Source organism: Niastella populi, assembly GCF_002078015.1.
Lineage (GTDB): Bacteria > Bacteroidota > Bacteroidia > Chitinophagales > Chitinophagaceae > Niastella > Niastella populi.
The window spans coordinates 249,883-264,414 of record NZ_LWBP01000199.1; the positions used below are offsets into that span (position 1 = coordinate 249,883).

The 14,532-nt window shown below is 46.5% G+C and carries 13 protein-coding genes; 4 read left to right on the plus strand and 9 right to left on the minus strand.

Features of this window, described 5'->3' with window-relative positions; genetic code table 11:
* Window positions 1–208 precede the first annotated feature (208 nt).
* On the plus strand, window positions 209–988 hold the full coding sequence (locus A4R26_RS22575; RefSeq protein WP_081168774.1) for a hypothetical protein: 780 nt from the start codon (window positions 209–211) through the stop codon (window positions 986–988).
* A gap of 70 nt (window positions 989–1,058) precedes the next feature.
* On the opposite strand, the gene A4R26_RS22580 is transcribed toward A4R26_RS22575, so the two are convergent.
* Window positions 1,059–2,222 (minus strand): alpha-hydroxy acid oxidase, encoded by a 1,164-nt coding sequence (locus tag A4R26_RS22580; RefSeq protein ID WP_081168776.1) that lies wholly within the window; start codon window positions 2,220–2,222, stop codon window positions 1,059–1,061.
* A 245-nt stretch (window positions 2,223–2,467) separates the two neighbouring features.
* Here A4R26_RS22580 and A4R26_RS22585 point away from each other — a divergent pair, with 245 nt between their 5' ends.
* From A4R26_RS22585 to A4R26_RS22595, 3 genes are all read left to right on the plus strand, one after another.
* Window positions 2,468–3,292, plus strand: a complete 825-nt coding sequence (locus tag A4R26_RS22585) for a LysR substrate-binding domain-containing protein (protein ID WP_242674991.1) — start codon at window positions 2,468–2,470, stop codon at window positions 3,290–3,292.
* A 74-nt stretch (window positions 3,293–3,366) separates the two neighbouring features.
* Window positions 3,367–4,368 carry a YeiH family protein gene (locus tag A4R26_RS22590; RefSeq protein WP_081168778.1) on the plus strand — a complete coding sequence of 334 codons (1,002 nt, stop codon included), beginning with the start codon at window positions 3,367–3,369 and terminating at the stop codon, window positions 4,366–4,368.
* A gap of 23 nt (window positions 4,369–4,391) precedes the next feature.
* A complete protein-coding gene (locus tag A4R26_RS22595) occupies window positions 4,392–4,832 on the plus strand; it encodes a hypothetical protein (RefSeq protein WP_081168780.1) in 441 nt (146 codons plus the stop codon).
* A gap of 17 nt (window positions 4,833–4,849) precedes the next feature.
* Here the strand turns inward: A4R26_RS22595 and A4R26_RS22600 are convergent, their stop codons facing one another.
* The 8 genes from A4R26_RS22600 to A4R26_RS22635 all read right to left on the minus strand — a co-directional run bounded on the left by A4R26_RS22600 (window position 4,850) and on the right by A4R26_RS22635 (window position 14,328).
* Entirely contained in the window at window positions 4,850–5,608 is a 759-nt protein-coding gene (locus A4R26_RS22600) for a ThuA domain-containing protein (protein WP_081168782.1), read from the minus strand.
* A 174-nt stretch (window positions 5,609–5,782) separates the two neighbouring features.
* Entirely contained in the window at window positions 5,783–6,676 is an 894-nt protein-coding gene (locus A4R26_RS22605; protein ID WP_081168784.1) for a DUF1338 domain-containing protein, read from the minus strand.
* Between the two features lie 254 nt (window positions 6,677–6,930).
* Window positions 6,931–7,989: a saccharopine dehydrogenase family protein gene (locus A4R26_RS22610; protein ID WP_081168786.1), complete on the minus strand. Its 1,059-nt coding sequence runs from the start codon at window positions 7,987–7,989 to the stop codon at window positions 6,931–6,933.
* A 454-nt stretch (window positions 7,990–8,443) separates the two neighbouring features.
* Window positions 8,444–10,126, minus strand: coding sequence for an amidohydrolase family protein (locus A4R26_RS22615; protein ID WP_107685882.1), 1,683 nt, complete (start codon window positions 10,124–10,126; stop codon window positions 8,444–8,446).
* Window position 10,127: 1 nt separating this feature from the next.
* Complete coding sequence (locus A4R26_RS22620; RefSeq protein WP_081168790.1) at window positions 10,128–10,913, minus strand: uracil-DNA glycosylase family protein; 786 nt, start codon at window positions 10,911–10,913, stop codon at window positions 10,128–10,130.
* Between the two features lie 661 nt (window positions 10,914–11,574).
* Window positions 11,575–13,236, minus strand: a complete 1,662-nt coding sequence (locus A4R26_RS22625) for a glycoside hydrolase family 43 protein (protein WP_081168791.1) — start codon at window positions 13,234–13,236, stop codon at window positions 11,575–11,577.
* Between the two features lie 302 nt (window positions 13,237–13,538).
* Window positions 13,539–13,793 carry a hypothetical protein gene (locus A4R26_RS22630; protein WP_081168793.1) on the minus strand — a complete coding sequence of 85 codons (255 nt, stop codon included), beginning with the start codon at window positions 13,791–13,793 and terminating at the stop codon, window positions 13,539–13,541.
* A gap of 64 nt (window positions 13,794–13,857) precedes the next feature.
* Window positions 13,858–14,328 (minus strand): DUF5991 domain-containing protein, encoded by a 471-nt coding sequence (locus A4R26_RS22635; RefSeq protein WP_081168795.1) that lies wholly within the window; start codon window positions 14,326–14,328, stop codon window positions 13,858–13,860.
* Window positions 14,329–14,532: the final 204 nt, after the last annotated feature.

Here is a 14,532-nt window from a genome sequence, read left to right on the forward strand (position 1 = left end):
CAAATACATCCTGTCTTTCATAGGGAAGGTGAATAGATATCCCGGATATATTCCCGATATATTACGGAGATAAGCCCGGGATATTGCGGATTTATTTAAGGCTGAAATATCACCGGGATAGTACCGGAACACTGTTTATTTGTTTTTATAATATAGATGCATTGCCTGTCAATGTAAATCTTCGTCATTCACCATTAAACCCAACATTATGGCAAAACTCGACGGTACTATTCAATTCACCGGTTCTCTCCAAAACCTGAGCGCTTACAAAATGCGCGGCTCAGATAAATTAATACTGCGTAAAAAGGGCGGTCCTACCAAAAAACAGGTAAAGCATTCACCAAACTTTGAGCTCACCCGCAGGAACAATATGGAATTTGGCGGCAGGGCAATATCTGCAGCCTTTATAAAAAGGGTATTGCACCCGTTGCTTTTTTTGGCCGATCACAACATTACGGCACCGTTCAATGCGCTGCTGCGGGCCATTCAAAAAATGGATACTGAAAGCGATTATGGCAAACGGCATATTATGCTAACCAGGCAACCGCGGTTACTGGAGGGTTATACGTTGAACCGCACTTTTTTGTTTGAAACAATAGTAAGAACACCGGTAATCTGCCATCTTCAGGAAGAAGAGATCTATATCGACCTGCCGGCGCTTGAGCCAGGCATCAACTTTATGGCGCCCGGTAATTTTGCTGTATATAAGTTTATCGCCGTGGCCGGACTGGCACCTGATATTTATTATACAGAACATGGTTACCAGCCGGGAGTGAGAGATGGGTATTTTTTCAATCATACCGAAAGTGACTGGCTGCCGGTGAACGCCTCTGCTCCCGCCCGCCGGCTAACGCTGGAGGCGCCGTTAAACAAACCGGCCGATTGCAGTACCGTGATTGCGCTGGGCGTTGCCTTTGGAGTAATAAATGGTATGGAAATAAAACCCGTAAAATATGTTGGCGCGGCAAAGGTGCTCATGATGGCCTGACGAAGATTGAACCCATATAAAAAGCCCTCCCGATGTTTTGGGAGGGCTTACCCATTTTATACGGAAAGTATTATTTAATGATATGCTTCGGCAGATCAACGATCTGCTCACAGCAAATTTGCTCCATTACCTGTTGCAACTGGGTTTTCAGCATGGCGATCACATGATCGCCGCCGGCATCGCCCAGTGCAGCCACGCTGTACATAAATGAACGGCCCATAAAGGTAAAATCTGCGCCGGCAGCCATTACCCTTGCCACATCGGGTCCCGAACGCAGGCCGCTGTCCATCATGATCTTTATTTTTCCTTTATAACGATCGATGATCGGGTGCATCGACTGTATGGCCGACTGACCTGCATCGAGCTGTCTGCCGCCGTGATTCGATACCACAATGCCATCAACACCCAGTTTGATACACATTTCGGTATCGGCCTCGGTGGCAATTCCTTTCACTACAATTTTCCCTTTCCATTTATCGCGAATGGGAGCAATTTTGTCGGCATTCAACCGGCCGGCAAACGTGCGGTTCATAAACAGTCCCAGCTGTTTCATGTTTAACCCTTTTGGCATATAGGGCTTCAGGGTGGCAAAGTTAGGCGTACCGTACTTCAGGGTTTTCAATGCCCACTCAGGCCGCGTCATGATCTGAAGAATATTCTTCAGCGTCATGCGGGGCGGCATGGCCAGGCCATTGCGAATATCCCTTGGGCGGAAACCAAACGAAGGCACATCGCTCAGCAACACCAGCACCGGGTATTGGGCGGCTTCCAGGCGTTTTAAAATATCGTCACGCACTTCATCGGCGGCGGGATGGTACAATTGGTACCAGGCCCGGCCTTCCGTAATTTTACTAATGGTTTCAATATCGGCCGTAGTAACCGTACTAAGTATAAAAGGAATATTATGCTGCAGGGCCGCCTTGGCAAGGATCTGCGGCGAATTGGGCCAGATGAGCCCCTGTAAACCAACGGGCGCAATGCCAAAAGGCGCATCGTATACATGGCCGAACAACTCGGTTTGCAGGTTAGACCCCCTGTGTTTGCTGAGGTAATAGGGAGCCAGTTCAACCTCCCTGATCTCTGCCGTGTTCTTATACAGGTTTACGTCTTCATTACATCCGCCATCGAGGTACTCGAAGGCAAATTTCGGGATCTTTCTTTTGGCCTTATTGCGCAGGTCTTCAATGGAAGGATAACTGGTATTATACTTCACCTGGGGAACTTGTTTGCTCATTGACTGTTTGATTTCAAATGCGCAAAAATAGTTCATTATTGAAGGAATGCATCCTGCTCCATATGCTCTTTGTTCATTCTTTTATTCAAAACAGGGCCGTCAGGGAATATTTTCATACCTGGCGGTGCTGCCGGAAAGCTTGCAGGAAAACGGCAATTGTGTATTTTAGCGTTCCATGTTCGACTTTCGACTAAAAGTATTTTATACTGTTGCCCGTAGATTGAATTTTACCAAAGGCGGAAGAGTTGTTTATTACGCAACCGGCGGTAACCAAACACATTCATGAAATAGAGACTTATTACAAGACCCAATTATTTCAGCGCAACGGTACAAAAATAAAACTCACCCCGGCAGGTACTACCCTGCTGGCACATGCTGAACAGCTTTTTGCCATTTACCGCAATATAGAAGTTGATCTGGCCGCTATCAACGAAAACGTAAAAGGAACCCTGCGCATTGGCGCCAGCACCACCGTTGCACAATATGTGCTGCCCAAATACCTCGCTTCATTCCGGCAAAAGTTTCCTGAGATCAATATCGCACTTACAACAAACAATACCGAGTATATCGAGAATGCCCTTATAGCTGGTAAAATTGATTTCGGTATTATTGAAGGACAATCAAAACGCCTACAGATCAGGTATACGAGCTTCCTCAAAGATGAAATAGTGCTTTGCACCCGCACCGGTAACCCCTTGATAAAAAAACAAACCATGTCGCTGCCGGCAATAAAGGAACTGCCCCTGCTGATGCGGGAACAGGGATCCGGTTCGCAGGAAGTGATCGCCGCTGCATTAAAGAAGGCCGGCGTTAAGCTGTCGCAGTTAAAGATCGAAATGGTGCTGGAAAGTACTGAAAGCATAAAATCATATATCAGCAGTTCCGGCAGCTTTGCATTCCTTTCCATTCATTCGATCCTGAAAGAATTAAAAAGCAACGAGCTTACCATCATCGATATAAAAGACCTGCATATTGAGCGGAATTTCTTCTTTGTAAAACAACAGGGCGATAACCAGCCCCTTACCGGGTTGTTTATGAAATTCATTTCCTCCGATAACTTAAAGTTATAGCAGATTAAAAGAGGTCATTTCTCTTTCGGCCGGCCGTTCATCAACTTTGTGCCCGGAATAATTATATGCACAAAATGGAAACGGATAAAATCAGGCCAAAAGAAGAACAAAAATTCCTGGACAAAAACCTTGCCCCTGCAACCTTCGGCAAAACAGGCATTACTACCCGCGAGCTGGTGTTTCTACTGGCGCTTGTATTTTGTATTTCTCCCCTCATTTCCCCGCCATTTGCGTTGCTGGTGGGACTGATCATTGCCCGGTTTATCGGTCACCCCTACCTGCATTTGAACCATAAGGTATCACATGTTCTATTGCAAATTTCTGTAGTGAGCCTGGGTTTTCGCGTGAACATTGGTACCGCTTTAAAGACCGGGAAGGAAAGTTTTTTGATCACCATAGTAACCATACTATGCACATTGCTTACCGGGTATTTGACCGGTCGTATTTTTAAAACCAATAATAAAACCTCGTACCTGATTGCGGCCGGTACTGCTATTTGCGGCGGAAGCGCCATTGCCGCCATTTCACCGGTTATAAGGGCCGAAGAAAAACAGATAAGCGTAGCGCTGGCCACCACGTTTATTTTAAATGCTATTGCCCTTGTATTGTTTCCCCTGATCGGGTATTATTTGCATTTGAATCAGACACAGTTCGGACTTTGGTGCGCCATTGCCATCCATGATACCAGTTCGGTAATAGGTGCTGCGGGGAAATACGGCGCCCAGGCGCTTGACATTGCGGCAACCGTAAAGCTTACCCGGGCCTTGTGGATCGTTCCGCTAACGTTCATCAGCACTTTTATTTTCAGGAACCGGGAGGTGCGTATTAAGATCCCCTGGTTTATCGGGTTGTTTGTAGTGGCTATGTGTGTAAATTCTTTTTTCCCGGCGGTTCGGCAATACAGTGCATATATTTCCGGCATTTCAAGGTCGGTATTGACGGTTACGCTTTTTCTTATAGGCTGCGGCTTATCGGGCAAACCGGTAAGAAGTATAGGGTTGAAACCCGTTTTGCAGGGGCTGATATTGTGGGTGATCGTTTCCGTAGCGACGCTGCTGGTGATCGTATACTTATAAGAATTGTATTATATTGGCCTCATATGAAGAGATCACGCGTACTGATCATATCTTTTCTGATTTTGCTGCTGGCGGCATTATTGTTCTTTTTTGGTGGTGCCATGAGCATGGTGCCGGGCTGGCATACGGTCATTTACCCACCCTGGTATGCCTGGGTGCTAGTAGTGATAATGACACTGTTTTTCGGAACCATCGGTTACTGGTTATATATAAAACGCATCAGCAGGTTGAACCGGTTGTTGTTCATTATTTATGCCGCAGTGACAACCGTAGTTTACTTTTTCCTCAAGTTCCCGCATCTGCCATTACAATTTGTGCCATACGGCAGTGAAACTTTTGACAACACCGCCCTTACCATTGTACGGTTATTGCCTGTAGCCAATTGGGTGCTGATAAGTACCCAGGTACTGCTTGTGGGTTATGTTGCCGGAATAATATTGATAAATAACAGAAAACGCACATAACCGTAATTACAATAAACTTACTTCACCTTCCCCATAGCATACTGAATGCCGCCCCATAAATGCTGCAGGAACAACGGATCGGCGTAAGATTCGTCGGTATGTCCTAACCCGGTATAAAAGGCGCGGCCGCCATCGTAGTTGTGGTACCAGGCCATATGATGATTGGCGCCATTGCTGCCGCCGGTATAAGAGCTTTCGTCGATGGTGATCAATACTTTCAGATCGGTGGCCACATACTTGAAATTATACCATTCATCGGTACGTTTCCACGGCCGGGGCAAATGTTTGGTGGCAATATTCGTACTGTCGTTGATCACCAGCACAGCTTCCTGTATTTGAGGATGTTTTACAAAGTAAGCCCCTACCAGGTTGCCATACCAGGGCCAGTCGTATTCGGTATCGGTAGCCGAATGAATACCAACAAATCCGCCACCGGCCTGAATGTACTGTTGAAACGCTTTCTGCTGCTCATCATTCAGCACATCGCCGGTAGTGTTCAAAAAGATCACCGCAGCGTATTGTTTCAGGTTGCTGTATACAAACTTTGTTGAATCGGTGGTGGTATCTACTTCAAACTTGTATTTTACGCCCATCTCCTTCAGGGCTTTTATACCCGCATCGATCGACTTATGATGGTAACCTGCAGTTTTTGAAAATACCAGTACCCTGTCTTTTGCCAGGGGATCGGTTGTGCAGGACATTAAACAGAACGTAGTTAAAATAGAACAGAACGTAGTGAATACTATTTTCATTTGGCAGGCTATCGCTTTCTTCATGATATGATTGATTTTTACATATTATGTCCGGTCTGTAAGATACAGAGAAGTCGGAATTAGTACCTGAAAAATTGCATAGTTTATGCCAACAAAAGGTGAGCCGCCGCCAGTTGGCGGGAACTCACCATTTATGAGGGTGAGCCGCCCTGCAAAGGCGACCCACCCAAAGAAGGTCTATCGTTTTGTTTGCGAACTATAAGTGCTCTCGAAGATCTTATCCGCATTGCCCGCTTCAAAGCCTTCCCGCCGGTGTATTCGCTGGATCTGGTCTTTCGGCAAATGCGCAAATTGCGCCAAAACCCGCCGCTCGGCAAATTCAATATACGAACCCGAAATCGAATGTACTTCCCCGCCGGCAAAGGTAGCATCGATCATTTCGGCAACGGTGGAGCTTTGTAACAAACCGCCATCGGGACTGGTCTTAATTTTACCACCGGCATTGTTCAGCTTAAAACCATTGCGCTCGAGGAACTCGTTGAACCGGGCTATGGTATTATAACCATCTTTGAGGTTATGTACACTGATGGTAAAATGATTCAGGTAATACCGGTTGTAAATTACCCAGGCGGCATATTCGCTTTGTTTTCCCAGCGTTTCAAAATCGTGCCAGGTAGGTAAACGCCAAAGCCCGCTGTGCAGGAACTGGTCTACCGCACCGGCATCATCGAGGTTGAGCGCATCAACCGGGTCGCCTGTTACTTCGTTTGTATAACTGGTTATGATCTGTTGTATTTCGGGCGACAGGTCTTTTACCCGCAGCTCGCTGATAAAGATCCTTGGGTATTGAGGCGCCGGCGGCGCATACCAGTAAGCATCCAGCTTCTTTTCAGGAAAGTGATAGTAATCCCTTTTCTCGTACCCGTAATGTAAAAAGATCTTTTCGAGCGATTGAACGCCCAAATGCGGCACACCCATAGTGCGAAATGCAATATGGTCATTTTCAATATCACCCGCCTGTTGTATGATATTCTCCTTTATCATGGCGTTGATAATACCCGATACATCGGGAACGCGTTCTTTGTAACGTGTCATCAGGCCGTTTAAAACATTCTCAAGTACTATTGACATGCTTTATGGTTTATCAGTAACAGTTTATTTGTTTGTAGTTTGTAGTTTATGGTTTGTGGTTCTTTTGTTCCGGACTTTAAATTAATAGCTGGCCTGGTCAGGGTTGGAAGGATTCTTTTATTCGAAACCCGCCCAGGTAGCAGGCCCCGCTTTATTAAAATGCTTTAATTTTCAAACTTAATACCTGAACCCCAGCACTCAGAACTTACTACTTACTACTTACTACTTACTACTTACTACTTAAAACTTAATCCCTACTGGCGTTTCCCGTACAAACTTCCGTTCTTCGTTTTCAGGAACTTCTCAAAAGGTATTTCTTCCTGTTTAATAAATCCTTTCTGGGGCAGCTCTTTATTGGCCACCATTTCCACTACGGCGGCTACAGATGCGGCGGTTGTCCAGGAAATAGCGCGCCACTCTTTGCCATTGATCGTAATGGGATGATATGCCTGGTAAAATTCTTCCCTTGCCAGCTCCTGCCCCTTCCAGCCTTCCACAACCGCATACACATACACTACATCTTCCCTTACCGGTGGTTTGGCTTCCGTTAGTATTTGTTCAGTCAACTCACGTTTATCTTTCAAAATCAGTTCATATAATAAAAATCGCATCAACCGGGCATGACCGGGATACCGGATGGTTTTGTAGTTCAGCGTATCTACTTTTCCTTCCAGTGTTTCGCACAAAGTGCCCAAACCACCGCTGGTGCTGAAAGCTTCGAACTCCTGCCCTTCTATATTGATCTGTTCAATACCATCGAGCGAGGGCACCATTTTACGGATGCCATTGTGTATCACCTCCGCATCGTTTATATATTCATTGATAACACCGGCCGGCGACCAGGTGAATGAATAGGCCATTAAACCATTGGGAAAACGGGGCAATGCACCTACGCGCAGTTCCACATCGCGCAATTTGGTAAAACGATGGCACAGATCGGCGCCTACGATACCGATAAAACCCGGGGCCAGTCCGCATTGCGGAGCCATAACGCCCTTTGAGGTTTCGGCCATTTTGCGGATAGCGCTGGTAGTGGGAACATCTTCGGTAAGATCGAAATAGTGAATACCGGTTTTGAACGCGGCTTCGGCAACAGGCAGGTTCAGGTTGTAAGGCAGACACGATACCACGGCATCCTGTTTTGACAACAGGTCTTCCAGGAATTTAGCGTCCTGGATATTTCCGGTAACTACTTTGAATGGCAGATCAGCGGGTGATTTCTGGTCAACACCGGTAACAGTAAATACATCGTTCAGCAATGTGGCTACCAGTGAACCCACCTTGCCCAGTCCGATAACGGCAATATTTTTCATATCTTTTTATGAGTTAATACAATGAGTAATAATATAATTAATCAACCAGCCTGTTTATTAAATGCAGACGGAATGTCAATTAAATATACAGCAACAGATCAGGATGGAGTACCGGCGACATCCAGTACTATGAACATGAATATTATGGCACGTTGGCACATGCGCTGCGCAGAAATGCCAGGTAGGAGTAGAATATTTTTACGTTGTCGTTCACTATGCGAATGTAATAAAAAAAGCTAAAAGCACAAGGCTGAAGGCTGAACGCTAGCTCACTATTGAGCTACCTGCCTACTTTCCGAGGCTTATCGCAATGGGGCATGCAGGTGCAGAAAACCGCAAATAGAAAAGGTTAACGCCTATTCGCGAGCCAGTATTTATGTTAAGCGTTTAACGTTCAGCATATTTCGCGAGCCTGTATTAGCCTTTGGCTTTATGCCTTCAGCTTTTAGCGTATTTAGAGATCACTATACATCTTCTTCAACCCCGTTTTTATATAATCAGGCAAATTCATTTGCCCTGCTACTTTCTTAAAAAACGAGCTATCACCTGCAACGGTAAGAGCATCGAGTTTTATGGGCACCAGCACATCGGGCGTTATTTCCATGGGCGCCAGTTTTTTCAATGGCAGGCCATGTTTTACCATGGGGTCGAAGTTGGGTCGCACCGCCTCGCCTTCATCTTCATTATGATCGAGCACCAGCACCCATTCGGGTTCGGCAGTAGCCTCCAAACGATCTTTTAAAGGCACCAGGAACCGGTTCCCCTCTTTATCCAACATCCCGCGCAACGGCAATGAACGGGTGGCCAGTTTCCTGATATTAAGCAAACCATCCTTTACACGTTGCGTAGCTGCTGAAAGGGTCAGCGTGCCAACCACAGGGTCCTGCGTTGTCTGCTGCAGGAAGAAAAGTTTCGCTTTTTTATTGATCGTCTTTTTTTCCATACCGCTGCTGCTGCCGAACTTTCGCATCAGCGTGGCATCGCCATAACGTGGGGTACCGTTCACCGCTACCAGCGTTATGCTTTTTTCTGAAGCCTGCAAAAGCGTTTTGTATGGATCGTTCCCCTGCCCTTTTATTACTATAAGATCGGCGCGTTTGCCTTTCTGCAGCGTACCCAGCTCTTTATCCCACTTTATAATTTTGGCGGCATTCTTTGTAGCCATGGCCACCAGTTCATAGTCGGTGAACAATTTACCATTGGCTTCATTGTACAGTTTGGCCACTTTCAGTTCGCCCAGTAAATTCTTGCTGCCGCTGGGCGACCAGTCACTGCCCAGCGCAATGGTAATACCACTTTCCTTTGCGCTTTTGATATCGGCTGTTTGTCCGTATAACAACAGGTTGCTGAATGGCGACCATACCATGGATGCGCCTTTCTGTTCCATGATGTTGAAGTCCTGCTTTTGCAATGCCACACAGTGTATACCGCACAGTGAGGGTCCAATGGCCCACTCGTTGGCACGGAATTGCAGGTTCTCGAAATGCCTGCGGGCCGATGCATTCGTACCCTCGCTCAAATGCAGCAACAGGCAACTGCTTTTCTGTATTTGCCTGGAGAACTTTTCCGCATCGCGTGCAGTAATATCGGGAATACGCGCAACTACGTTCGGCAGGTCGGTATCGGCGGTCTCTTCCACATTGCGTACGATGCCGCGGTAATATTTTTTAATACCTGCATTGCTGAAAAGCATAATGCCCTGTGAAGTGGTAACGCCGCCGGCAAGGCATTTACATTCCACATACCGCACAATGGCTTCCACATACCCCTTTGTTTTCCCCAGCAGGTTCATGGGATAGCTGATGTTTTGTTTATACGGGTCAATGCCGCTCCATTGCGCCCGGTTCTCGTACCGTTTGGGTACGTTCCACATGGGCAGACAATTATAACTTAAGTGATTGTGCAACTCGATAAACCCGGGGAAGATGGTGCCCTTTGTTTTGTATACGGGAACACCGGTGAGTGTATCCGGTACAGGTTTACTATCGGGCACAATGGCCTCTATACGGGCGGCATTGATATAGATGGTGCCTTTTACAATTTCGTTGGGGCCGGCCATGGTTACAATGGTGCCATGTAAACCATAACGGGCGCTTTCCAGTGGATCTATCGGGGGCTTTGAAGGTTTCTTAGCCATATCAGTTGAATTTAGGGGCTTTCCATTCAAGGGTGTGACGGTCATCGGGTGAAGGCCTGCTAACACTGTTCATACCACGCTTTTTTCTAAAGAAGGCGTCGTTCCCGAACCATTCGGGTAAACCAAACGGCAGATCGGCATGGGGAATGGCCGCATAATCCTGTTCGGCGAATTTGGCGCCATACAGTGGTTTATTGGCCGATGCGTCATCATCGGGTGTAATGATCTTGCGGAGTTCGGTCACAACGCGGTTCCAGTCGGTGAGCATTTTCTTTTCACCGGCTGCACCGCCGGAGTGATAACTGGGGTGATAGGTTTCAAAAACAGGGATATTGCCTTTTTTATCCCACAGGTCAACCGCTTTTTGTGCAACGGCGCCGAATGCCACCACCGCCTGCAGCGAAGGCTTCTTTAGCATATTGAATAACCTGTTGCGCCAGGCGGTAAGATCGGGGCGGCTTAGCAGTTTTATCCCATCGCTCAAATGGCTGGGGAATAATGCGTAGGAAAAGCCATTGAGCAGAACATACGATTGGGTTAGCCCGATCTTATTGAGAAAACCCTGCACCCGTTGTCCGGCATTGCCAACGAGGTTTCGGCCGGCTATACGTTCGGTTGGACCGGGATCTGAAGCCACACAAATGATCTTTGCGCTGCCATCGAGGCGGCCGCGATAGAATACCGGGCCCCAGTCGTACCAGAAATGTTCTTTGATTTCATCATGATCGGGCAGGGCTGCAAAGTGTTTGGCAAACGCAGCGCCGGGCCCTTTGTCGAACCGGATCATTGATTGTCAGGTTTAACGGTGAATCAATAATGTGGGTGCGGACAGGGTTATCATCGGGAATCGTGAATGCACTCGCGAAACGTGAAACGGCAAACCCCGACTTCATCGGGCAGGCTGTGAAGGGGCTCGCGAAATTCCGGAGTTATTTACGACCTCGCGCCGCCCGATATTCAAGCCGGTTGCCCCGCCTTCGCTTACGCTTCGGATGCCGACTTGTTCGCCGTAGCCTGGCGAAGACGAATTGCCGATTGCCGACAAAGGCCGCGCTGAGGCTTGCCGATTGCCGGTTCACGATTAACAACAGCCGCCTGGTCAACCTTAGCGAACAGGTACGGGAGAATTAGTTCATCAACAGTGAAGTCAGTTGCGGTGGGAATCTCAAGTAACTAAAGCTACTATATTACCGGTTTTATTTCAACCGTAGTTTTACTGATTTTCGTTATAGTTTGTATTAAAAAGTATACCGGTTCAGCTCCTTAAGCGCTTTTTCAACGTCGGCCTCCTGCCACCAGCCCACTTCTTTATATTTTTTTGCTATCACGTCAGCCATCTCTTTTTTGCTCAGTTGTTTACATTATTATTAAAGTATGATCATGAACAATTATGTAAAAACGGTTAATTGTTACTGTTACAAGATAAGCATAGTAGTTGCCATGAGTTGTCAATCGTCATTTCCTTTACTTTCGAATGAGCTGAACACAGCGCTATTGGTAGTGGGCGCCCCATTCGACGTAGCATACATCGCGTACATACAACCTGTAAAACCACCGGCGGTTTGCGTGCTCAGGAAACTGGCGTCAACCCCTTCCTTCATCAGGCGCCAGTTGGTGCTCCCTTTTTCTGCATAATAAAAAGAATAGGCATTACCATTGGTTTGAATTCTCAATTTCAAAGGCTGATTGCCGGTTTGAATTTTAAACACTTCCAGTAACTGCGGCTGGCTCTGGTTCCTCCCGGGGCCTTTGTAGAGTTGCAATACCGGCTGTCCGTTATCAACCGACTGGCAGAGATAGTAATAATGTCTTTCGTTCTGGAATACTATCAACCCGGCTTTCTCCTGTTCACTGGCCGGGGTAAACGATAAAGCGGTGGCGGCATATCCCTTCAGGTGCGACTGCCTGAAACCGATAAATGCGGGATTGGCCTTTTCCTGCACCGTGGCTGGTTTTAGTTTTACAGTGAGCAACCCTTTTACGCTGTTGATATGATACCACGGCTCACGAACGGTACGCAGGAACTGGTACCGGTAGCTGAGGTTGGTGTTTTTAAAATCGTCTTTGAAATGAAAATCGCTGTTATAAGGTAACGGGCTTTTGGCGCTTGCACCGGGAATACTCAGTTTATCCGGCACCGGTTCATTTGGTTTCAGTATGTTGGGCCAGCCATCTTTCCACTCAACTTTTGCCATAAAGGTTTCGCGGCCGGTATTGTAGTGATCGCCGGAATAGGGCCGACAACCGAGAAATACGGCGTACCAGTTGCCATCGCTTGCATTCACAAAATCGGCATGACCGGTTGAGGTAACCGGGTGCCGCCGGTTTGCATCCAAAGTGCGCTGGGTAAGTATGGGATTGCCTTTATAGCTTTCATAAGGCCCGTCCACTTTTTTACTTCTGAAAATAACGGCGGAATGATTGAACGCGGTGCCGCCTTCGGCACATAACAGATAATAATAACCGTTGTATTTAAATATATGCGGCCCTTCTATCCATACAGGCTTCTGCGTTATATCGGTACCACCATCGATCAGCAGTTTTTCCTCTCCCTTTGTTTGCATGGTGGCGAGGTCCATCTCATACATCCTGATGGTGCGGTGGCCGTCGTACTGCGGTTTATCATCGGGCGCCACGCTGTTGTAGATGATATATGCTTTTCCATTATCGTCGAAGAACATGGACGGATCTATTCCCTTTACCGCCGGCAAATACACGGGGTTACTCCAGGCACTTTTGGGATTTTTGGTAGTAATGATAAAGTTGCCGCCTTTATCGATATTGGTGCAGGTAATGTAAAAAGTGCCTTTGTAGAAACGAATGGCAGGCGCGAATAACCCGCGCGACACCCCGGCCTCATCCAGATCGAGCTGTTCGGGGCGGTCCATGGCAAACCCCAGCTGTACCCAATTCACCATATCATTGCTTTTAAACACCGGCAACCCCGGATAGTACGCAAAGGTGGAATTCACCAGGTAATAATCGTTGCCGGCACGGCAAATGGAGGGATCGGGATAAAAGCCCGCCAAAATGGGGTTGTCTATTTTTGCTGTCTGCGACTGAATGGTTTGGGCAATAAACAGGGTTGCTATGAAGAATATTCTTTTCATTGGTGAATCGTGGTGTTGTGTTTTTTGAAGTAGGAAGTATGATGCAGGAAGTATGAAGAGCCCGGATCTCCTGGCTCAAAATCAATTTCGTCATATTCCTGTCCCAGACTTTTACCTCTTAAGAAGCTCTAATTTAAGAAATTATCATCAACTGTATTTCCTACTTAAAATAAGAAATTGTTTTATACATTTTTACTCCCCTTCGCTTTTTTGGCATTAATCAGCCCTACTGCACCCGTAAAAAAAAAAACTGCACGCTGAAATTCAGCGTGCAGCATAAAAGTTATCTATAAGAAATCAATCTAGCGCAACCAGGTGATCTTGCCATATTTTGTAGGTCTGTATTGCTGCGAAGCCTCATCAAAATAATACGTACACACAGAAAAATGGTCCCACTCACAAACATAATCATATCCTTCAATGCCGGCGGGATAAAACTTGTCGCCTGATTTGTAATATTGAGTAACCTGAGCCTTTGGAGCTTTTGAAGAAGCGATAGCAGCAGCGGCGCTGATAATGATAGCGGATGCATGCAGGATAAGCGTTCTTTTTCCCATAGAAAATTTATTAAGGTTTAATAATGATCTAAATATACGTAAATAACCTCAATGCACAATCGCATTAAAATTCTTTGTATTTAGCTTTCTTTAGCAGTTTGAAACAGGCACCTGCTGTTTCGGGATTTTCTGCCAGCATCGGATGAAGTTGTTTCCAGGTAGTGATGATGTGGCTGCTGTCCCTGTGCAAACTGAACAACACATCACCGGGCTCGAAATCCTGCGAACCGTCGAGGTATTTGTTATATACGACATCTACCCCTGATGAATCGCCTGAAAGTGTGGTGAGTAATTTTATATATGTTGTGAGGCCTGTTATTTCGAGTGTGCCGAAACAGGTATCGCTTGTTTGAGCAACCGATAATTCCCATTCCATGATCTTGTTAATGCCGGTTGCCGTAGGCACGGGATCTTCGTGAAAAACATAACTCCCTACCCAGTCAGAACAATGGATAAATGTGTTTGTTTTTGAACAGGAGCACATATTTAGCAATAACAACAATACAGGCATTACAATAAGTAACGATCTTTTCATAGCGTCAGGATATTTTAAAGTTACCGGTTGCCGGGTTTAAACCTCATGATCCGGTTCCGAATTTGGCGTATCCGCGCTTAGCGCTAAGCGTTTTGCGTTTACTGCTATTCGTTTTGCATTCAGCTTTGTGACCGGTTATTGAGTTTTGAGATACTTCCGGCTATGGGTGGAGGCTTTTACAAATGCCGATTAATTATAATAGGA